Origin of the sequence: Micromonospora fulviviridis, assembly GCF_014648395.1 — a bacterium.
GTDB classification, from domain to species: Bacteria; Actinomycetota; Actinomycetes; order Mycobacteriales; family Micromonosporaceae; genus Micromonospora; species Micromonospora fulviviridis.
Map to the genome: position 1 here is coordinate 533,819 of NZ_BMRA01000003.1, position 20,473 is coordinate 554,291.

At 69.6% G+C, this 20,473-nt stretch carries 19 protein-coding genes and 2 pseudogenes; 9 read left to right on the top strand and 12 right to left on the bottom strand.

Annotated features, from left to right (window positions below; genetic code table 11):
• Positions 1-9 precede the first annotated feature (9 nt).
• The 3 genes from IEY96_RS11040 to IEY96_RS11050 form a co-directional block, all read right to left on the bottom strand.
• On the bottom strand, positions 10-1,293 hold the full coding sequence (locus IEY96_RS11040) for an MFS transporter (RefSeq protein WP_189194703.1): 1,284 nt from the start codon (positions 1,291-1,293) through the stop codon (positions 10-12).
• Positions 1,294-1,742: 449 nt separating this feature from the next.
• Complete coding sequence (locus IEY96_RS11045; RefSeq protein WP_229791536.1) at positions 1,743-2,183, bottom strand: SAM-dependent methyltransferase; 441 nt, start codon at positions 2,181-2,183, stop codon at positions 1,743-1,745.
• 202 nt (positions 2,184-2,385) lie between these two features.
• Positions 2,386-3,798 carry an MFS transporter gene (locus IEY96_RS11050; RefSeq protein WP_189194705.1) on the bottom strand — a complete coding sequence of 471 codons (1,413 nt, stop codon included), beginning with the start codon at positions 3,796-3,798 and terminating at the stop codon, positions 2,386-2,388.
• A 118-nt stretch (positions 3,799-3,916) separates the two neighbouring features.
• On the opposite strand from IEY96_RS11050, the gene IEY96_RS11055 reads away from it, so the two are divergent.
• Complete coding sequence (locus IEY96_RS11055) at positions 3,917-5,008, top strand: DUF5937 family protein (protein WP_229791511.1); 1,092 nt, start codon at positions 3,917-3,919, stop codon at positions 5,006-5,008.
• A gap of 254 nt (positions 5,009-5,262) precedes the next feature.
• Here the strand turns inward: IEY96_RS11055 and IEY96_RS11060 are convergent, their stop codons facing one another.
• Positions 5,263-5,937 (bottom strand): cytidylate kinase family protein, encoded by a 675-nt coding sequence (locus IEY96_RS11060; protein WP_189194706.1) that lies wholly within the window; start codon positions 5,935-5,937, stop codon positions 5,263-5,265.
• 314 nt (positions 5,938-6,251) lie between these two features.
• Between IEY96_RS11060 and IEY96_RS11065 the strand changes: the two genes are divergently transcribed.
• Both IEY96_RS11065 and IEY96_RS11070 read left to right on the top strand, forming a co-directional pair.
• Positions 6,252-7,229, top strand: a complete 978-nt coding sequence (locus IEY96_RS11065) for a tetratricopeptide repeat protein (RefSeq protein WP_229791512.1) — start codon at positions 6,252-6,254, stop codon at positions 7,227-7,229.
• Positions 7,230-7,353: 124 nt separating this feature from the next.
• Complete coding sequence (locus tag IEY96_RS11070) at positions 7,354-7,725, top strand: glyoxalase superfamily protein (protein ID WP_189194707.1); 372 nt, start codon at positions 7,354-7,356, stop codon at positions 7,723-7,725.
• Positions 7,726-8,032: 307 nt separating this feature from the next.
• Here the strand turns inward: IEY96_RS11070 and tnpA are convergent.
• Positions 8,033-8,465, bottom strand: a pseudogene (gene tnpA, locus IEY96_RS11075) (IS200/IS605 family transposase).
• A 23-nt stretch (positions 8,466-8,488) separates the two neighbouring features.
• Here tnpA and IEY96_RS11080 point away from each other — a divergent pair.
• Positions 8,489-9,640 (top strand): RNA-guided endonuclease InsQ/TnpB family protein, encoded by a 1,152-nt coding sequence (locus IEY96_RS11080; protein WP_189194708.1) that lies wholly within the window; start codon positions 8,489-8,491, stop codon positions 9,638-9,640.
• A 299-nt stretch (positions 9,641-9,939) separates the two neighbouring features.
• Positions 9,940-11,316, top strand: a complete 1,377-nt coding sequence (locus tag IEY96_RS11085) for a serine hydrolase domain-containing protein (RefSeq protein ID WP_229791513.1) — start codon at positions 9,940-9,942, stop codon at positions 11,314-11,316.
• A gap of 150 nt (positions 11,317-11,466) precedes the next feature.
• Here the strand turns inward: IEY96_RS11085 and IEY96_RS11090 are convergent, their stop codons facing one another.
• The 4 genes from IEY96_RS11090 to IEY96_RS11105 all read right to left on the bottom strand — a co-directional run bounded on the left by IEY96_RS11090 (position 11,467) and on the right by IEY96_RS11105 (position 14,872).
• Positions 11,467-12,183 (bottom strand): hypothetical protein, encoded by a 717-nt coding sequence (locus IEY96_RS11090; RefSeq protein ID WP_189194709.1) that lies wholly within the window; start codon positions 12,181-12,183, stop codon positions 11,467-11,469.
• A gap of 335 nt (positions 12,184-12,518) precedes the next feature.
• Positions 12,519-12,998: a heme-degrading domain-containing protein gene (locus IEY96_RS11095; RefSeq protein WP_229791514.1), complete on the bottom strand. Its 480-nt coding sequence runs from the start codon at positions 12,996-12,998 to the stop codon at positions 12,519-12,521.
• A 236-nt stretch (positions 12,999-13,234) separates the two neighbouring features.
• A complete protein-coding gene (locus IEY96_RS33260; protein ID WP_308429897.1) occupies positions 13,235-13,750 on the bottom strand; it encodes a DivIVA domain-containing protein in 516 nt (171 codons plus the stop codon).
• A gap of 177 nt (positions 13,751-13,927) precedes the next feature.
• On the bottom strand, positions 13,928-14,872 hold the full coding sequence (locus tag IEY96_RS11105) for a DMT family transporter (protein WP_229791515.1): 945 nt from the start codon (positions 14,870-14,872) through the stop codon (positions 13,928-13,930).
• A gap of 91 nt (positions 14,873-14,963) precedes the next feature.
• On the opposite strand from IEY96_RS11105, the gene IEY96_RS11110 reads away from it, so the two are divergent.
• Positions 14,964-15,857 (top strand): LysR family transcriptional regulator, encoded by an 894-nt coding sequence (locus tag IEY96_RS11110; protein WP_189194712.1) that lies wholly within the window; start codon positions 14,964-14,966, stop codon positions 15,855-15,857.
• A gap of 11 nt (positions 15,858-15,868) precedes the next feature.
• Here the strand turns inward: IEY96_RS11110 and IEY96_RS33265 are convergent.
• Positions 15,869-15,943 (bottom strand): annotated as a pseudogene (locus tag IEY96_RS33265) (dihydrofolate reductase family protein); the annotation flags it as partial.
• A 353-nt stretch (positions 15,944-16,296) separates the two neighbouring features.
• Between IEY96_RS33265 and IEY96_RS11115 the strand changes: the two are divergent.
• Genes IEY96_RS11115 through IEY96_RS11125 form a run of 3 tightly spaced genes read left to right on the top strand, consistent with a single transcriptional unit; the run spans position 16,297 to position 18,590 of the window.
• The gene (locus tag IEY96_RS11115) at positions 16,297-17,025 is read left to right on the top strand and encodes a GntR family transcriptional regulator (RefSeq protein WP_189194713.1); all 729 of its coding nucleotides are present in this window, start codon (positions 16,297-16,299) and stop codon (positions 17,023-17,025) included.
• The gene (gene deoC / locus IEY96_RS11120) at positions 17,022-17,726 is read left to right on the top strand and encodes a deoxyribose-phosphate aldolase (RefSeq protein ID WP_189194714.1); all 705 of its coding nucleotides are present in this window, start codon (positions 17,022-17,024) and stop codon (positions 17,724-17,726) included. The genes IEY96_RS11115 and deoC overlap by 4 nt, the downstream gene beginning before the upstream one ends.
• Positions 17,727-17,756: 30 nt before the next feature.
• Complete coding sequence (locus tag IEY96_RS11125; RefSeq protein ID WP_189194715.1) at positions 17,757-18,590, top strand: hypothetical protein; 834 nt, start codon at positions 17,757-17,759, stop codon at positions 18,588-18,590.
• Between the two features lie 240 nt (positions 18,591-18,830).
• Here the strand turns inward: IEY96_RS11125 and IEY96_RS11130 are convergent, their stop codons facing one another.
• Positions 18,831-19,595: an SDR family oxidoreductase gene (locus IEY96_RS11130; protein ID WP_189194716.1), complete on the bottom strand. Its 765-nt coding sequence runs from the start codon at positions 19,593-19,595 to the stop codon at positions 18,831-18,833.
• 340 nt (positions 19,596-19,935) lie between these two features.
• On the bottom strand, positions 19,936-20,457 hold the full coding sequence (locus IEY96_RS11135; RefSeq protein ID WP_189194717.1) for a DUF5317 family protein: 522 nt from the start codon (positions 20,455-20,457) through the stop codon (positions 19,936-19,938).
• Positions 20,458-20,473 lie beyond the last annotated feature (16 nt).

Genomic DNA, 20,473 nt, shown 5'->3' on the forward strand with positions numbered 1-20,473 from the left:
ACGAGGGCGTCATGGCGGGTTCGACTCCGGAGCACTACGAGCACTACGTGCGAATGTCGCGCGGTTGAGGGAGGTTTCACTGCGGTCCGTTACAGCGCCGTCGGTCACGGCGAAGCGGATCACGAGTGGACCGCGACGTCCCAGCGCCCACACGGTGAGCGCGAAGCAGCAGAGCGCCGTTCCCGTGATCGTGACCGCTGTCCAGCCGCCCGCAGACCAGAGCGTGGTCGCGGCGGCGGAGCCGATAGCAGCGCCGATGAAGTTGCCGGTGCCCAGCGCGGTGTTGAGCCGGCTGCGGGCCTCGTGGGAGAGGGCGAACAGCCGCGCCCGGTTGAGGAGGGCCTGCGTCTGGAGGGCGACATCGATCATGATGATCACGATGATGATAAGTACGACGGACCGGCCGGCGAACGCCGCGATGACGAAGGCGCCGAGGGCCAGTAACCAGGCCGCGCCGGTGGCCGGAAGCGACCAACCGCGGTCGTGCAGACGACCGCCGTGCAGGCCGGAAAGGACACCAGCGAGGCCAGCCAACCCGAACAACCCGATCACCGGGACCGGGTACCGGAACGGCGGGCCGCTGAGCAGGAACGTCAGCGCCGTCCAGAACAGCGAGAACGCGGCGAACCCTGTGGCGGCGAGGACCAGCGTCCATCGGGCCGCCCGTTCGCGCATGACCACCGCGCCGACCGAGGCGATGAGCCGCGGGTATGGCATGCGCGTCCGTGGTGCCAGCGGTGGGATCGCGCGGTGGAGCAGGACCGCGAGCAGGACGGCGACGACCGCGGCGAGGGCGAAGATCGTACGCCACCCGGCGGCGCCGGTGACGAACCCGCTGATCGTGCGGGAGGCCAGGATACCGGTGAGGGTCCCGGACCCGACGGCGCCGACGATCCGACCGCGGTGGGCGTCGCTGGCCAGGTCCCCGGCGAGCGGTGTGAGGACCTGCCCGGAAATCGTCGTCAGGCCGAGCACGCCCAGTGCGAGCAGGAGTACGCCGATCGACGGCGCCAGCGCGCACAGCAGCAGTGCGGCGGCCGAGGTCAGCAGCATCACCGGGACGAACCGGCGGCGGTCCAGGACGTCACCGAGCGGCACGAGCAGCAGCACGCCGACGGCGTACCCGACCTGCGTCGCGGTGACGAGCCAGCCGGCCGTCGCGGTCGCGGCGCCCAGATCGCCTGCAATGAAGCCGAGCAGCGGCTGCGCCCAGTACAGGTTGCCGATGGCCACTCCCGCCGCCAACGCGAACAGGAACGTCAGCCGACGGCTCATCTCCGACGCCGGTGCCATGCGGGCTGCTACCACCCTGCCACGCTAAGGCGCGGGATCAAGGCGCGTGGCCCAGCGAGGGCCTGAGCGTGGCAGGGCCGCACCCGCCGGGATGTCCACATCTCTCCCGGCACCCTTCAGGTGTGCCCGGACAGGTCGACACGGCCGGGCAACGACAGGCCCACCGGTGGGGCCGCAGTAGGGCACAAGACGGTGTCATGGCGATCGCGTGGGTATGGCTCGTCGCGTTCGTGGCCGGCGGGCGACGCCGTTGCCTTGGCATGATCGGGTGCGCACCTCAGCCGCGGACCGTGCGCCCATCAGCGTCCGCTCGTAGCCGATGACAGTGTGTGTCGGGGTTGCCGTGGACGCATACCCGTCCGCTGCGTCGATGTAGCGCTGGTCGGCTGGACAGCGAGGCACGACCGGTGCGCGTCCGCTACATCGACCGCCGAGCCCCTTTGTTCGGCTCAGGGCCGCGGGATGGGTAGTTCACGGAGTGGATCGCCGCCGTCGATGAAAAGCCGGGCGTCTGCCGTGGTCGCCCGGGCGATACGTTGCAGCACCCGCTGACCAGTCTCGGGGTGGCGCCCGTCGAGGGCGCCAACGCGGACGGCGAACACGATCTCGTACGGCTCTTCCTGGGCCTGCAGGACGAAGTCTTCGGCCGCAACGTGGCGGACGCTCATGCGGCCGGACCTGATCTCGCCCACTGCGGCGGTCTCTGCCTGGGCGATAGCAGTGGCAGACCGGTCGATGGCCAGGATGTGGCCGGTAGTGAGTCGGGCTGCGACCGCTCGTGCGGCCGCCCCGGGTCCGCATCCGATTTCGAGGACGCGGGAGTGCGGCTGAAGGGGGAGCGCGTTCACGATCGCGGCGAGACGGGGCGACAGAGATCCCGGCACAGCCATGAGGATAAGCGACGATTCGCCCACGAGTGCGCGGCAGCAAACACAGTGGTCGCACGTCTACTCCGTCGAGCCTTCCCTGCTGCCTCGGGCGGTGTTCGAGGGGCCTCATCCACCGCGAAGCGCTCGCCGTCCAAGGTGACCAGCTCGCGCGTGCGTGAAAGCATCCGGACGTGCCGTATCGAGGGTGTCGACAGGGCCTTCATCAGACTCCGCGAGCGGACGACACATTGCGCGAACTCGCTCTTGAGAGCACCAAAGCTTGGTCCCGGCTCACTCTGAAAGTCCTTCGCCACCGTGCCGAGGTCACCGTCCGCTCGGCACCGTGAACGCTCTTGGTCAGGTGGCCATCGACGGCCGGGCTCCCGCCATCTGCCACGGCATGACTCTTGGACTGCCCACGGGAACGGTGCAGACGATGCCGTCGAGTGCCCAGGCGTACCGTCGCTGCGCCCAGCAGGGTCGCGGCGGCCAGCGGCAGCCACAGCGCCGCCGCGCCCAGGCTGAGCAGACCGGTGATGATGATGGGATCGACGGCCCGGGCCAGGCCGTAGCTCAGCTGCCAGCGGGCGAGCGCGCGCCCAATCAGGTGCGGCGGTGCTGACTCGATCACCAGCGGAACGCTGCTGCCGGTGTAGAGAATTTCACCCAGCGTGTAAGGCACGATGACCAGCGCGACGAGCACCGTGCCGGGGCCGCCGCCGGTCGCCCCGCCGAGCCAGAACCCGAGGTAGGAGGCGGCGAGCAACAGGCCGGACCAGAAGAGCACGGTGCGGTGCGGCCACTTCGCGAGGCGCACTACCACGACCAGCTGCAGCGCAATCACCATGACGGTGTTGGCGACGAAGATGCCCGAGGGCCACGCCAGTGACGCGTGCAGGCCCTTCACCAGCAGCAGCGGCAGGGCGATCTCGAGGATGTCGGCGTAAAACGCGTACGGAATGCCGGCCAGGGCCAGGATGGTGACGGTGCGCAGGCCGGCACCGCGCGCTTCCTTCGCTGCCGCAGCCGGGGCGGGGGCCGGAACATCTTGGTGGGGCAGCGGCACCCGGGCGATCACCGCCGCGCCGAACGCGCACCCGAGCGCCGTCGCCAGCGCGAGCCAGTGGAGCACCTCCGGCCCGCTCGCGACCAGAACCGTGCCGAGCAGGGCGCCGGCGCCCAGGCCGGCGTTGCGCAGCGAGCGGCCCGCGGCCAGCGCCGCCGCACGCCGGGCCGGGCCGGCGAGAGCGGCGACCAATGCGGAATTGGTGGGTGGAGCGATCTGCGTGCCGACGCCGATGAGCACCGCACCGATCGCGAATCCGGCGATGCCGGGCACCAGGGCAAGCAGCAGCGACCCCACCGCTCGCACCAGTAGCGCGGCGACGGCGGGGGCCCGCCGCGCCCCGCGGTCGATCCACCATCCGGCGAGCGGGACGGCGCCGAGGCCGGCCAGCATGCCGACGGTCAGCGTCATGCCGGCCTGCGGCGCGCTGAGCCCGATCAGCACGGCGTAGATCACGATGAACGGGCGCAGCATCCCGGAGGTCGCTGCCTCGACTGTGGCGCTGAGCGCGTAGCGGCCGCCGCCCGGGATGCGGGCCAGCTCACGAAGCGTCGTACGGGTGGTCGTCACGGCTCCGATCGTCTGGCCATACGGCTGCGAAGGGACCCAGGTTGGCCAGCGTCGTCAATCCATGCCTCGTCGATTGACAAACGATGTCAATCGGTCTGCCCGGGCGCGGACCCCTGCCATGATCGGTACTGTGGTTACCTCGGTCGACATCGGCGGCGTACCAGCCGATCGGATCCGGATAACACCGTCGCCGCTCGCGGAGCTCGGCGCGGTGCTGCACGTGCTCGCGGAGCCGCAGCATCATCCGGACACCGCCGCGGCGGTTGCGATGATGGCGGCTGCCCTTCCCGCAGAGCTGGCTCCAGACCTCGAGGAATTTGGTCTGCTCTGGCACTCCGGCCGGGCCGACTTTCTGTTCCCGCCCGATCCACGGCCGAGCCTGCGCGAGGAACTGGACGACGTCGACCGCCTGGACGACGAGCGCTGGGTCGCTGCGGCGCTCGCCGCCCATCGAGCCGTCTCACCGGCGCCGCGAATGTGGTCGCCGCTGCGTGACCCGATCGTGCGGCAGCGGGCGCTGGCCGCGGCCCGCGCCCGAGGGCCGCGGCAGGCGGCGTGGGCCGAACGGGTGCTCGCCGATCCCGCCGCCGAGCGCGAGCGGGTACGACGCTTTCTGCTCGCCTGCGAGTCCGCCTTCTTCGACACGGTCTGGAAACGCGTCCGCCCAGCGCTCGCCGAGGAAGCCGACCGTCGACGCTTCGACCTGGCCCGCGAGGGTATCGGCGCCCTCGGCCGGATCTCGCACGCAATCGGGGTCGACACCGAGCGCGGCGTTCTGACGATCGACAAGCTGCAGGACCAGACCGCAGACGGTCGCGGCGGCGGGATGACGCTCATCCCGAGCGCGTACGGCGCCCCGCATATGACCGTCGTGTACGCGCCAGGCTGGCTGCCCGTGCTGCAGTACCCGGCACCGGGCTGGGACCCACGCCCGGTGTTGCGGGTGGACGAGCTGGATGCTCGGCTGACCGCGCTTGCGCACCCGCTGCGGCTACGTTTCTGCCGCACGCTCGCCCGAGGTCCGCACACGACCGGCGAGCTGGCCGACTTCTGGCAGGTGACGGCGCCGGAGGTGTCCAGGCACCTCGCGGTGCTGAAGGCGGCCGGGCTGCTGATCTCGGCGCGCCGCGGCCGCTACGTGACGTACCGCCTGGACATGGAGGCCTGCACCGGCCTGGGGCAGCAACTGGTGGACGTCCTCGGGCGCTGAACAGCCAGGACGCGGCGGCATCCTGAACTGGACACCGCATCATGCGTGGCTGTACGCCGATGCGGAGCCGACATCCAGCCTGCGATCGGCGCCACCGCCCGACGCGGTCGTCGTCTACATCGACAACCTCTGACACGGCCGCGACCCTTGCGGTGCTCGCCAGCGGCGCACTACTCACCGCGTCCGCTCGTACCCGCGATCAGGGCACCGGCTCACCGGTCGCTGAACGACCGGATCTGCCGACGCGAGCGCGGTCAGTGTGTTTGGGTCTCCCAGACCGGCTGCTGAGGCTCGTCGTTGTGCACGATGATGTCGACGTGATCGGTCGGGCGGACCGTAGCGAAGTAGAGCTCTTGGGAGGGGATGTAACGCTCGCGCCAGCGCCGTTCGACTTCGGCCCGGGATGACACCCGGCGCTCTCGGATCACGGCACGATCCACGGTCTTCTCGAGCGCGGTCGACACGAAGATGCGCAGATCCCACCGATCAATCAGTTCCGGGCGCATGAGGAAGACGCCGTCGAAGACCAGCACGGCGTCGGCGGGGGCAGTCATGACCGGCGAGGACAGGGCGGTATCCGCGGTGCGGTCGTACACGGCGTATTGGAAGCGCCGGTCTCCGCCTGGGCCGAGCGGATCGAGCAGAACCCGGTTCAGCGCGTCGTAGTCATGGGTGTGGTAGTAGCAGCCTTCGGCCGAGTACTCGCCGCGCGGATAGCGCTGCGCCCGGGGGAAGAGGAAATCGTCGATCGTCGCGCGGATGACGTCGCGGCCCCGTGTGCGCAAGGCGTCGGCCAATTCGTCGGCGAGCGTCGTCTTGCCTGCGGCTGGCGGTCCGTCGATGGCAACCCGCGTCGGATGTGCGGCTGTGACGGACCCGACTGCCTCAGCCAGGCGGCCGAGCAACTCGTCGCGGGTGCCTTGGTCCATGTCCTACCCGTCCCGTCCTAGTCACGCGAAGGTCGCCATGTCGAGGCGACCTTATGCGCGCCAGGTTCTTCGCGCGCCGCTGTCCGAGTGAGTGAGATTGCCACATGTGGAAGTGGCTGCGGTCGCGGCGCACACGGACCGTCATGCCGGCGCTGGTGGCTCGGCATGGCGTGACCTGTCATGCCGCAGGTCGCGCGTGGCAGATAGACCGGTCGGCCATGTGCTTGCACTCCTGCCCCTGCCGCGATGCGTGCCTCCGATAGGAGCGCGTCCCGCCACGATGACCCGCTTCCACTCCCGGTAGCGTGGCGGGCGTGTCGAAGTCCGCCTCACTCGCAATCGCGCAGGTCATGGCCCATTGCGGTGGCGCACCCGGTGAGGCGGTGGCGTACCTCTCCCAGGCGATCGCGCAGGGCCCGGACGATCCCCAGCCGTACGAACTGCTCGCCGAACTGCGTCAGGAATCACCCGAGGCGGTGGCGCGCACCGTCGCGGCGCCGAGCAGCCTCTGGCAGTTCGTCGTCGGCGCGTACCTGTGCTTCCTCGACGGCGACATGGATCAGGCCGCGCAGAGGCTGGGCTCGGTGATCGGCTACCGCCCGGACGTGGCCTGGGCGTCCGCGCCCTGGTTCGGCGACCAACGATTCCTCGGCGCGGTGACGGCCGCTGGGCTCGCCGACGCAACCTTGAACATCACCGACTACGGTCCCGAGCTGGACGACGACGCGGCGCGGGACCGCCTAGGGCCGTGGTTTCGAGCCATCGACGTGGTTTGCGACCGGGAGCCGGTGGCAGAGGCGATGGCCCGTATGGCGATCCTGCTGCGGATCTGCGGGCGTACGGATGCGTCGCTGGCGCTGTGCGACCGTGCGGACACCGTGGACCGGGTGATGTTCACCGAGGTCGTCCGTGCCGGGACCTGGCGCCGTCTCGGTGACCGGCGGCAGACAGCCGCGGCGTTCCGGCGGGCGCTGGAGCTGGACCCCACGAACTGGTCGCTCTATCTCGATCTCGCCGACCTGGCGGCGGAGGACGGCGACTTCGCCCAAGCCGCCGACCTCGTACGCCAGGGCCTTGAGCATGAGCCGGAGGACGTCACACTAAGGGCGGCAGGCGCCGCGTACCGGGCGCGCGCCGAGAACTCGATCACGGACCTGGACCTGCTGCTGGAGCTGGCGCCGGAGGTACCTCATGCGGGATACCGGAACGGGCTGATCGATTACGCCCTGGGCGCCTCGGATCTCCCGGCTGACCGGATAGCGGCAGCCCGCCGGTTCCAGGTCGGCGACTGACCTGAGTGCCCACATGCCCGGCGGCACGCCGGCCGGTGCCAGAGTGGCCGTACTCATGTGTGCCCTTCCGCCGCGGCTGGTGCCGATGAGCTTAAAGGTCGTAACCCCGTCCTACGGTGGGACCATGGACTGGAAGATTGAACTCATCCCCGTTCCGGTGACCGATGTCGACCGCGCCAAGGCCTTCTACCAGAAGGTGGGCTTCAACGCCGACCACGATCACAGGGTGCACGAGAGCCTGCGGTTCGTTCAGCTGACACCACCCGGCTCGGCCTGCTCCATCGTGATCGGCGAGGGCATCACCGACAAGACTCCCGGCACACAGGAAATCCAGGTCGTGGTCGCCGACGCCGAGGCAGCCCGCCGGCAACTGCTCGACGCCGGCGTGGATGCCAGCGAGGTCGACGTGCAGCCATGGGGCAACTTCGTCTACTTCGGCGATCCTGACGGCAACAGGTGGTCGCTGCAGGAGATCGAGTCGCGCCCCAACGGCTGACCGACGGCCCACAACAGCCCTTGGAGATGCACTGATTCGGCTCCCCTCGGTGTCAAGACGCCGTCGGGAGCGGGGCTCCAAGCTGAGTGTCGGCAGGTCCGGGATGTGACTTGTTCGAAGAGCCGGCTTGGGGATGCGAGTTGGTCGCGCTGGAGTCTGTAGTCGTTCCCCGGTGTCCTCCCGGGCTTGTCGCTGCGGTGGCCGCGGTGGCGTCGTTGATCATGTGCCGGTAGACGATGTCGGACAGCGTCGCTTCAGCGGTTGATAAAGCGGGAACCCTGGCCGTTTACGGCCGGGAGGACCGCCGTCACGGACCGGGACGTTTCTGGTTCTCGATGTACTCCTTGACCACTGTGAGGGGCGCGCCGCCGCATGACCCGGCGAAGGACGAGGGCGACCACAGATGCTCGCCCCACAGGTACTTGCGCAGGTGTCCGGCGAACTCGCGGCGCAGGTATCGAGATGAGACGCCCTTGAGACTGTTGACCAGCCGCGACGGGGCGACGCTCGGCGGGTAGTGGACGAGCAGATGCACGTGGTCGTCCTCGCCGTTGAACTTCCGCAGTTCGGCGCCGAAGTCCCGGCACACCTCGGCCATGACCTGCTGGCAGCGGGCGAGGATCGGATCGGTGAGCGCCCCGCGCCGGTACTTCGTGGTGAAGACCAAGTGCGGCGTGAAGGTTGTAGACAACCGAGCGTCCCCGGCGAACGTCCGGGTCTGGGGTCCATCGTGGTGGCATAGACCAGATGACACGATGATGGTGTGAAGTTGGTGGTGCAGGTGAAGCTCCTGCCGGCGCCCGACGAGGCTGCGGCGCTGGAGGCGACCCTGCGCGCCTGCAACGCCGCAGCATCCGACGTCGCAGTGATGGCACGGGAGATCGACTGCTACCGCAACTACGACCTGCGCCGGCACGCCTACCACGGCATCAAGGACGACTACGGGCTCGGCGCGCAGGCCGCCCAGCCCGTCATTAAGAAGGTCGCCGACGTCTACAAGACGCTCGCAGGCAACCTCAAGGCCGGCAACTATGGGAAGCCCGGATCGAAGCGCCGCCGCAAGGTCGAGACCAACCCGATCATGTTCCGCTGGGACGCCGCCCAGCCCTACGACGCAAGGATGCTGTCGTGGCAGCACGACGCCCGTGTCGTCTCCATTTGGACCGTGCAAGGGCGGCTCAAACAGGTCGCGTTCACCGGCTCCCCCGACCAGATCAAGGCCGTCGAAACTCATCCGGTCGGCGAGTCCGACCTGGTGCACCGGGACGGCATGTGGTTCCTGTACGCCACGGTTGAGGTGGACGAGCCGCAGGTCTATGAGCCGGACGGATTCCTCGGTGTCGACATGGGGATCGCGAACATCGCCTACGACTCCGACGACACCCGTTACTCCGGAACCAAGCTCAACGGCTACCGGCGCCGCCAGCAGCGGCTCAGGAAGCGGTTGCAGGAGAAAGGCACCAAGTCGGCGAAACGGCTCCTAGCCCGCCGCCGCCGGAAGGAAACGCGGCACACCGCGAACATCAACCACACCATTGCCAAGAGCATCGTGACCGAGGCTGCACGCACCGGCCGCGGAATTGCCGTCGAGAAACTGACGGGGATCCGCGACCGGGTCCGGCTGAGGAAGCCCCAACGGGTCACGCTGCACTCTTGGGCGTTCCAGCAACTCGGCGCGTTCCTGGTCTACAAGGCGCGCCGGGCGGGTGTACCGCTGGTCGAGATCGACCCCCGGTACACCTCCCAGACCTGCGCGGCTTGCGGGTATCGGAACAAACGGAACCGACCCAACCAGGAAACCTTCAACTGTCGGTCGTGTGGGGTCGTTGCCCACGCCGACCACAATGCGGCTCGCAACATCGCTTCGCGTGGTGTCGTGAGCTGGGGCGCAGTCAATCGCCCGCACGCGGCCTAGCCTCGCAACCAGCGAGGACAGCGATCCGCAAGCCCGCCCATTCATGGGCGGGTAGTTGACTAACGTCACTACCGGCCCAGGGGGGCGGGCGGATGGCGGCCAGAGGCTATCCGAAAGGTGACCCAGCCCCGCGTCCGGCCAGCATCGCCCCTGCTCTGGTTGGCACTGCCACTGCGCGGCGACCAAGGTCCCGTGCACGGATTTGCCGCAGATCGCGCGCCCGGTCAGCATTGGCTCGTGCCGAGATCCGGTAACGCCCGGTCTGCGCCACGCCAGACCGCGGGTTCTATGGTGAGGCCGTGATCACGATTCCCGACCGCTCGCCCACCACTTCTTCGACCGCCCGCCACCTCGACCACGTGCTGTTGGCGGAGCAGCGGGCGGGTCGCCTCCCGTCGGTGGCGGCTGGTGTGGTGCGCGACGGGCGGCTCGCCTGGTCCGGTGCGGTGGGGACGCTCGACGGCCGTGCCGGGGGAGACCCGGCTGACACCGACACCCAGTACCGGATGGGCTCGATCACCAAGACGTTCGTCGCGGTCGCCGTCATGCGGCTGCGCGACGCTGGGCGGCTCCGGCTGTCCGATCGGTTCGACGACCACGTGCCGGGGACGTCCTTCGGCGACGTCACCGTCGAACAGCTGCTCGTCCACGCGGCAGGCCTGCAGGCCGAGACTAACGGCCCGTGGTGGGAACGGACGCCGGGCGGCACGTGGGACGAGCTCGTCGCGTCGGGCGTCGGGCAGCGTTTCCGCTCCGGGCGTCGCTTCCACTACACGAACGTCGGCTACGGCGCGTTGGGTCAGCTCGTCGCCCGGGCCCACGGCATCGACTGGTTCGAGGTCTTGCGCCGCGAACTGCTCGAGCCGCTCGGCATGGGCCGCACGACGACGCGGCCCACCGGGCGCGCGGCGCGCGGTCTGGCCGTGCACCCTTTTGCCGACGTCCTCCTGCCCGAGCCAGAGCACGACGCCGGCGCGATGGGCCCCGCGGGCCAGCTGTGGACCACGATCGAGGACCTCGCGCGGTGGGCCGCGTTCCTCGCCGGCGACACCGGCGAGCTGCTCGCCGCCGACACGCTCGAGGAAATGTGCGAGCCGCACTTCGTCGTCGACGAACCCGGTGTCCCTTGGACGGTTGCGCACGGGCTCGGCTGGCAGGTGTTCAACGTCGACGGACGCCGGTACGCCGGCCACGGCGGCTCGATGCCGGGCTTCGTCGCCGGGCTGCGCGTCGCCCGCGACACCGGCGACGGCGTCGTCGTGCTGACGAACACGACGAGCAGCCCGGCGCCCGGGCGCCTGGTCACCGCGCTGCTCGCCGGGCTCGAGCAGCACGAGCCCGCACCCGTCGAGCCGTGGTCCGCCTCGGGTGACGCGTCCCTCCTGGAACTCGTGGGCACGTGGCACTGGGGATCGTCCGTCACGGTGGCCCGGATCGAGGGCGGCCACCTCGTCCTCGGCGAGCCGGGGGTCGCCCGCGGCTCCCGCTTCCGTCCGGACGGCGCCGACGCGTGGGTCGGCCTCGACGGCTACTACGCAGGCGAGCCGCTGCGGGTCGTCCGCCGGACCGACGGGGCGGTGTCGCACCTCGACCTCGCCTCGTTCCGCTTCACCCGGACGCCCTACGACCCCGACGCCGACGTGCCGGGCGGGGGCTACCCCGTCGGCTGGCTGTAGTGCCCCCCCCCGTTCTCTTCAGCAGGAAGGTCACGGTTCACGTGGTGGACCGCTCAACCTGGGTGCACCAAGGCGTCTGAGCACGGGAAGAACGCACTCATCTGCGCGAGGCGCTTGCTGACATGCCGAGAAGAGTGCACTGACGTCGGGCTACAGACGCTCGACTCCTGGCGGCCTGAATGCGTCCGTGATGAGACGTAGGTCGTTTGGTGCCAGTTCGCCTCCGAGGCTGCGGTACGCGTGCGATCCGAGACAGACGAGGATGTCGTCAACGGTGGCCCACTGACATGGGGTCCAGTACCGACGGCTGTTGAGCAACTCAGCGCTCACTTGACGCACGCTGGACCGGACGCCGAGGGCAGTCAGAGCCTGCGCCACCATGTCGACCGCCCCTCCGGGACGGTCGCTGTCCGCGCAGGCCGGCAGTAGCAGGAGCAGCCGCTCCGCTGGGGTGTGCTTCTGATCTGGCTGCTGGGCAGCGACAACGAGTTCCGGCCACGCGAGCGCAGGGCCTCGAAAATGCCCTTCCATGACGGCGAGCCGAATCGACTTGCCGCCGGTACCGGGATCGAGAACGTAGTCGACGCCGCTGTCATCCTCGAAGTTACGCATGATGATGTGCAGGCGGCTGCGCCCGGCCAGCGGTACGGAGAAGACCGGCCAACCGTGCGGGCTGAGGAGGGTGTCGATGAACTCGCTCAGGTCGGCGGGATCGGTGTCGAAGGCGTTCGGTGTCGACGCAGACCCGCCCACGGTGTAGAGGAACGCCGGCCAGAACAGGTCGCTCGACATCATCTCTGAACCGTCGACCAGCGGTGACCGCAGGATCGGCGGCTCGTACCCATCCAGATAGCCGGAGATGATCACATCGTCATCATGCCAGTGTCGCCCCGTCCGGACCGCCTGCCTCAATGCCCCGCTGCCGGCGAGCCGATGGAGCCAAGAGCACGCTTCTGCCGCAGACCGCGCGTCACGTACGACAAGCAGCGGGCGTCCGCTGTCTCGGGCGGTGGTCGCTGGTTGCTCAAGTGTCAGCAGCGGTGGCGTGGAGGCGATCGGAGGGGTCAACGCCAGGACCAGTTGGGGAGGCGTCAGATGTCCGAGCGTGTCGGCTTCCCACTCCTATGACACTGGATCTTGCTCGGCTGACGTCTCCTCCTCACCGCCGAGAGTGAGACAGCCGGAAGTTGAGAGAGAGCCGTTCAGGAGGCGGCCCCCTTCTCGGAGCCCTTGGAATCCAGGAAGAGTTCGAGGGCCTCGACGACGAGGCGGTGGTCGTCGAGTTGGGGCAGTCCGGAGACGGTGACGGTGCCGACCGGTCCGGTGCCCCTGAGGATGATCGGGAAGCAGCCGCCGTGCGCGGCGTACAGGGCCGCTTCGAGGTGGGATTGTTCCTCGAAGGTGGTGCCGCGGTCGCGGTAGGTCTGGCCCACGAGGTAGGAGCTGTGTCCGAACCGGCGGACGACGCGGATCTTGCGTTCGATCCAGTCGTCGTTGTCCGCAGAGGTGCCGTGCAGGGCGTAGTGGAAGAGTTGGTGGTCGCCGAGGCGGATGTCCACGGTGACAGCGTGGCCGCGTTCTCTGGCCAGCCCGACCAGGCGACTTCCCAGGGCCCAGGCGTCGTCATGGTCAAAGCGGTCGAACTGGAGGCGTTCTTCCTGCTCCCGAAGCTCCGGCGTCACGGCGTATCGTTCCCTTCCTCGATCGTCAGAACGATCTAAGCAGAGGAAGAACCGGCGAGCGCAACGTTCCTCGTGCCGTACGTCCATCAGCAGATCGGGGTCATGCCGGCCTCCGCTTCTGCCACCGATCGGGCGTCATGCTGAGTAACCGTCCGCAGCGCCGAGACGGTCCCGGTCATAGCCGACTTTCGGCGGTCGGCCTGACGATCGGGATCCGCCCGGCGGCTCCGCTTCTGTCAGGCGCGAGGGCTCGGATCTTCGTCCGGTGATGGCGCCCGGGTGGGCGGTGCCAGAGACAGATCTCGGCGGGTTCCGGTGATCCCGGCTGCGTGTTCGTGCGCCCGGTTCAGGATCGCCTCGGCCTCCCGCCGGGCGGCGGTCACGATGCCCTCGGCCTGGAGCCGCGCCTCGGCGCGGTGGTCGTCGGCCTGCTCCTCGGCGAGTTTGAGGATCTGTTCTACCCGGGTGCCCAGGCCGCTGAGGGTTGGCCGCTGCCGGTTCCGCCGTCGTCGTTCCGCGACGATCGCAGTTCCTGGGGTCGTCCCGTCGCCTGCCGGCCCGGCGTCCTCGTCGCGGTCGACCAGGCCGTCGCCAACGAGTTCGGGTTCCGTCGTACCGACCAGCGAGAGCGCGATGCCGAGCGCGGCGATCGCGACGCCAGACCAGGCGGCGGCCGGCCCAAGGGACGGACCGACCGTGGCGCCGACACCGAGCCCGACCAGGACGGCGGCAGTCTTGGCCGGCTTGCGCATCGGTCCTCCTCGCGTGGTGCGGGCATGGGGCTTCCGATTCCAGCATGAAGAACGAGTCAACCCGGTCGATCTGCGACGGAAGGTCCCGACGCAAAGCGGCGCTGGAACGCCAAGCTCGTCACGCCGACCCACGAACCGCCAGTCGCTCGCGGCTTGCCGATGAGTGCACAGATCGAATCACACTCGGCCTGAAGCCCGGAGCGCTGCCGGGATCTCCGCCGACGCCCGTGCCGACAGCGACCGCTTGTGTCGGCGGGTCAGGCCGACTCCGACGAGCACGATCACCATCCCCGCGGCGATGCGGAGACTGAAATCCTCGTCGAGCACGATGGCCCCCAGTGCCACCGACACCACCGGCAGCAGATAGCCGACGGTCGCGGCGTTGGTGGCGCCCTCGGCGGCGATGATCCGGTACGTGAGGTGGAAGGTGATCCCGGTGGCGACAACGCCCAGGATCACGACGGCGACCGCGGTCTTCGGGTCGATCTCGATTGGTGTCAGACCGCCGGACGGCAGGGTCAGCGAGGTCAGGCCGGTTGCCGCGATGAGCTGTGCCGCGGACAGCGAGATGGTGGGGATGCCCTTGCCGACCAGGTTGCGGCCCATGTACGCGAAGCCGACGGCATAGCTCGCCGCCGCCGCGACGATGGCGAGCGCGCCCCAGCCGACCGGCCCGGTCGTCTGCCACGGCGCGAAGATCAGCACGACCCCCACGAACCCGAGCAGCAGTCCGCCCAGCCGGACCGGCCGGAGTCCGCGCTCGGAGCCGATGACGAGACCGATCAGCAGGGACCACAGCGGGGTCGTCGCGTTCAGCACGCCGGCCACCCCGGAGTCGACGGTTTGCTGGCCGATGCTGAACATGGCGAACGGCAGGGCGTTGCAGAAGAACGCGGCCACGACGAGGTGACGCCAGACCGCCCTACCCCGGGGCAGCCGTCGACCCGAGCCGAGACAGGCGACCAGCAGGGTGGCCGCTCCGAGTACGCACCGGCTGAGGGTGACCTGGACCGGAGTCAGGGCGTCCAGGGCCAGCTCGATCCAGAGGAAGGTCGATCCCCACAGCAGGGCGAGCACGCCCACCCGCGCCCACGCCCACGTCCTGCCCGCCACACCGTTCACGTTGATCTCCTTCATCCCTCCCCGTGAACGGTGCCGAACCCAACCCGGAAGGACAAGCAAAAGGTTCTGCACGTCCGTTAAGCTCTGCTACATGCTTGATGTGCGGCGGATGCAGGTGCTGCGGGCGGTGGTCACCAGCGGATCGGTGACCGCAGCGGCGGCGCACCTGGGCTATACCCCCTCCGCCGTCAGCCAGCAGGTGGCGGCACTGGAGAAGGAGGCCGGGATCGCGCTGCTCGAACGCGTCGGCCGAGGCGTGCAACCCACCGCGGCGGGACGACTGCTCACCGAGCACGCGGCCATCATCAGCCAGCACGTCGCCGAGGCCGAGACCGCCCTTGCCGACCTGCGCGCCGGACGCACCGGCCGGCTGGCCATCCGCTACTTCGCCTCGGTCGGCCCGACCCTGCTGGCGCCCGCCCTCGCCCGACTCCGGCGCGAGCACCCCGACGTGACGATCGACCCCAAGCTGACGGATCCGAAGGATTCACTGCCGGACGTGGAGCAAGGCAACGCCGACCTGGCCATCGTGGTCCGCCGAAGGGGCGACGAGAGCCGCCCGGGTATCCGCGCGATGCACCTGCACGACGACGCGTACCAGGCCGTGCTGCCCGCCGGACACCCGCTCGCCGGACGACGGATGATCGACCTGGCCGACCTCGCCGGCGAACCCTGGGTCGGCAGCGAGCCGCCGGGCCCCTGCCTGGAACCCATCACCGACGCCTGCGCCTCGGTCGGCTTCAGCCCGGACTTCGTGGCCACGTCGGAGGACTACGCCACGGCGCAGGGGTTCGTCGCGGCCGGCCTCGGCATCAGCCTGATCCCTCAACTCGGACTCAGCACCCGCCACCCGGGCGTCACCATCCGCCCGGTCCGCCGCCCCGAGCCGGTGAGGGCGATCTACGCCGCCGTCCGGGAGATCTCACTCGATCAGCCCGCGCTGCGGGCGCTGATCGACGCCCTCATGGACGCCGCGAAGGCGTAGGAATTCGGTGCCCGGCGGCCCTTGTGCGCCGCCACCGGATGCACGAGCAGGCGTAGATCATCGACCAGCCCGGCGGCGAGCACCCGGAGCGCCCGTCCGGTCAGGCTGAGTCTTCAGCCGGCGACGGTGAGGGAGTCGCGGACCTTCAAGTTCGACGCCGTGGCCTCGCTGCCGGAGTGCGAGGGCTGCGGTCAGGCCGATGCTGCCGCCGGCGACGAAGACGCGGCGAACCGACGGGTGTCCATGCGGGCCAAAAGGGCACTCCGGGATCTGGCCCGCATGCCGACGGCCGGTAAGGGCGGAGGGTATGTGCGGCGCTGATTCGGGCTTGAAAGCTGCTCCCCGCCGCGACGGTTCGTCGGTGCCGTACCGCACAGCGGCTTGACGGGAACCGTGGACTCTGCAAACTTCTAGGTTGTCTAGACGACCTGGAGGAGTTATGGCCAAGGCGCCGCTGTACGTGCGGATCGAACGGGAACTGCGGACGCGCCTCGCCCAGGCGCAGCCCGGTGACCTGGTCCCGGCCGAGTCGGTGCTCGCCGAGGAGTTCGGGGTAGCCCGGATGACCATCCGGGCGGCGCTCAACGCTCTCGAATCCGACGGGCTCATCGAGCGGATCCAGGGCCGGGGCACGTTCGTGCGGCAGCGGCCCGAACCGCGGGCCGCCGGGACCCTGATGAGCTTCCAGGACCAGGTGCGCAGTTGGGGGCGTGTTCCGGTATCGCGGCTGGTGGAGGCTGAGGTTCGGGCAGCGTCCCCAGCGGAGGCGGCGGCGTTACAGCTGACCGCGGCAGCGCCGCGGGTGACCTCGATCGTGCGGGTGCGGCTCGCCGATGACGTGCCCCTGGCCATCGAGTACGCCTGCTTCCCGCCACACCTGGCCACCCTGCTCGACCTCGACTTGGAAACCGGCTCGCTGCACCGCGCCCTGCGCGAGAGGGGACTGCGCCCCACGCTCGGCTCCTCGACGCTGACCGCTCAGCGGGCCGGATCCGACGGCGAGTTGCTGCACGTTCCGGCGGACGAGCCGTTGCTGGTCGAGACCCGGCTCATCGTCGACCAGCATTCGGCACCGCTGGAGTTCACCGTCAGTCGCTACGTCGGCGACCGCTACGACCTGCGCGTCACCTTCGACGTGCAGGCACCCCAGACCGGAGATCCCCGATGAACATCGCCAAGATGATCGACCATTCGCTGTTGCGCCCCGAGCTCACCGCCGACGACATCCGGCGCGGCTGCGAGATCGCCGCACGCCGCCAGGTCGCCTCGGTCTGCGTCCGCCCCTCCGACGTCGGACTCGCCAAGGCCGCACTCTCCGGCACCGGCGTTCTCGTCGGCACCGTGGCCGGTTTTCCGCACGGCGACACCCGCACCACGATCAAGGCCACCGAGACCCGGGAACTGGTCGACGCGGGCGCCGACGAGGTCGACATGGTGCTGCACATCGGCCGCCTGCGCAGCGGCGAGACCTCTTACGTGTACGACGACATCGCCGCTGTGGTCGCCGCCGCGCAGGGCCGGGTGGTCAAGGTGATCCTGGAGAACGCGTACCTGACCGACGAGCAGAAGGTCACCGGCTGCCGTATCGCCGAACAGGCTGGGGCGCACTTCGTGAAGACCAGCACCGGCTTCGCCCTCGGCGGCGCCACCCTGGCCGACATCCAGCTGATGCGCGCCGCGGTCTCCCCGCACATCGAGGTCAAAGCCGCTGGCGGTGTCCGCAGCCTCGACACCCTGCTCATCCTGCACGGAGCCGGAGCGACCCGGTTCGGCGCGACGGCTACCGAGACCATCCTCGACGACTTCGCCGCCCGCGAACGTGGTGAACAGCCCACCACCGCTGCGGCCCCGTCGGGCAGCGACTACTGAACCGACTCGATCAAGATCGGCGGCAAGCGCATGCACTGGATCTGCTCGGCGGCCACCCTGCGCGGTGACCGCCCAACCAACCAGGACCAATACGTCGTGATCGACGGCGCTGCCGCAATCCTCGACGGCGCGACCTCCTGGCTGCACACCTACCACGGGCCCGAACCGCGCGACGGCGGCTGGTATGCCCGAACCCTCGGCGCGGCGCTGACCGCCCGGCTGCCCGGACACGGCACCGCCCTCAACGTGATCCTCGACGCCGCGATCGCCGACGTCCGCGACACCTACGGCCTCAAACCCGGAGACAGCCCCTACAGCACCGCCACACTCGCCCGATGGAACACCGACCACGTTGACCTGCTCGTGCTCGGCGACAGCCCCGCGCTCATCCATCGCAGCGCCGGGACCAACACACTGATCGCTGACGAACGGCTTGCCGCGACCGCACCCGCCGAGCGTGACGCCTACCGCGACCACCTGCGCCAGGGCCGCGGCTTCGACGCCCATTTCGCCGACCTGATCGCTGCCGTCCAGCGCACCGAACGACACAGCTTCAACCAGCCCGACGGATTCTGGGTCGCCGAGGCCGAACCCACCGCGGCCAGCCACGCCATCTGCCGAACCCTGCCCGTCAACGAGGTTGCGGGCCTCACCCTGATGACCGACGGCGCCGCCGCCGGCGTAATCGACTATCAGCTCACCGACTGGGTCGGCCTGGCCGACGAGCTGCCCCGCCACGGAGCAGCCACCTGGCTGCATCGCGTCCACCTCGCCGAGGAGTCAGACCCTGACGGCCGCAGCTGGCCCCGCACCAAGAAACACGACGACAAGACCATGATCACCCTCACCAAACTGACCAACTGACGCGGAACAGCAATGGCTTCAATCCCGGCTCGGGTTCACTGCCCACAACCTCATCGACGACCCCTACGTAGCCGTACCGCCCGCCCCAGGTCTTGAGCGTGACGATCCTCGTTCGCCGCCAGCGCGGGTTCTCGCATGGGCGCGGATGACTTGCCTCAGGGCGGATCAGCCCGTTGGGACGGTCTCCGTCCTCGCCAGTTGGAAACCGTAGGGATCGTCGCGCGCCGAGCAGGACAGTCGCTACCGCGGCCGCGCCCGGTCCGCTTCCTGGTCCGCGAGCCACTCGTCGAAGGTCGTGGGCGCTATGCGGGCGTCCGGTCCCGGAAGCAAAACATTGCCCATCATGTCCGGGCCGAGGATCGCCTCCCAGGTGGGGACGAGCCTCATCTCGCGCCCGAGCGCCTGGTGGGTCCGGCGGGCCATGTCCACGAGATCGTGACGGTCGGGCCCGGCCACGTCGCGGTGGCGTCCCTGCGGTGGCCCGGCGGCCACCTCCACGAGGACCTCCGCGACGTCAGCTGGGGCGATCGGCTGGATGAGCAGCGGCGCGAGATAGGCCGTGCCGTCACTCTCGGTCCATGTGGCCACCGTCGCGCCGAAGTCGAAGAACTGGGTGACGGGGACAATGGTCCACGGCACGTCTCCGGCCGAGACCAGGCGCTCCTGCTCCCGCTTGCCCGAGTAGTGCGCGGTTCCGGCGATCCGATGCACCTCGACGATGGAGAGCAGGACGTGGTGCCGAACCCCCGCATCCTGCTCGGCCCTCAGGAGGTTCCGGGTGGCGGCGCCGAAGTACGCCACAGTCGCCTCGCGGTCGGCTGCCGGCGCGCTGATCGCGTCGATGACGACGTCGACCCCGGTCAACGCCGCGCCCAGCCCGGTGCCGGCCACCAGGTCGACACCCTGCGAACGGCTCATCGGGACGGGATCGTGGCCGTGGCGGCGCAGCGCGGCCACGGTGAGGGACCCGATGTTGCCGGATGCGCCGGCGACGGCCACACGCATGTCTGGCTCCTGCCTCAGAACCGCGCGGGAATCACCCGCCACGCCTTTGACTAGCGCTGCCTGGAGGATGACCGGGCTGGACGGCGAGCGCCTCGACGGATGACTTCACCTGTCTGCGAATCGGCACACCGTACCGACGCCTCGCCAGAGCTTCAGATTAGGCGAGGGCGACGTGCCGTGGGACCGGAATCGACCTGTGCGGGGCGTTTCACGCTCACCGACGGCCTGACCTCGTGCGGCGGCCCGGACAGGATGCAGCCGCGTGTCGTCCGCTTCCTGCGGGCGGCCTCACGTGTAGCAGTTCGGCCCGCCCGGGTGTCGGCCCCGCCGCTACGGCTTGCTAGCTGGTGGACACGGGTCGATTGTGGTTCCGGCGTCGCTTCAGCGCGCGCCGATGACCCGGTATTCGGCCTGGCGGATGTTCGTGCATGAGGGCGGCGATGAGCAGGGCCACACCCACCATGACGACGATGTCGCCGATGCTGATCACCAGGTTCAGCCACGGCACGGGCAGGACGTCGCCGAGCGCCGCCATCCGGGTCGTCTCGGTGCTGACGGTGTGGTGCGGATCCAGGGTGGTGTCAGTCGGAGCGGCCGCGATCTCGCCCAGCGCGGCTGGCGCCACCGGCATGTGCCCGTTGGGCACGATGGTGGTCGCGTTCAATGCCGCCCCGGCGAGGATCGCGGCGACGCCGGCGCGGGCCGGCCGGGACAGGCGGGCCAGATTGAGCAGCAGCGCGACGCCGACCATGCCGAATACCAGTGCGGTCAGCCATCGCTGTGCGGCCGAGGAGAGCAGGCGGGAGCCGGGCGGCACGTGGCCCAGCAGCTGTCCGGCGGCGGCAGCGTACAGCAGCCACACGCCCCGCAGCGGCTGG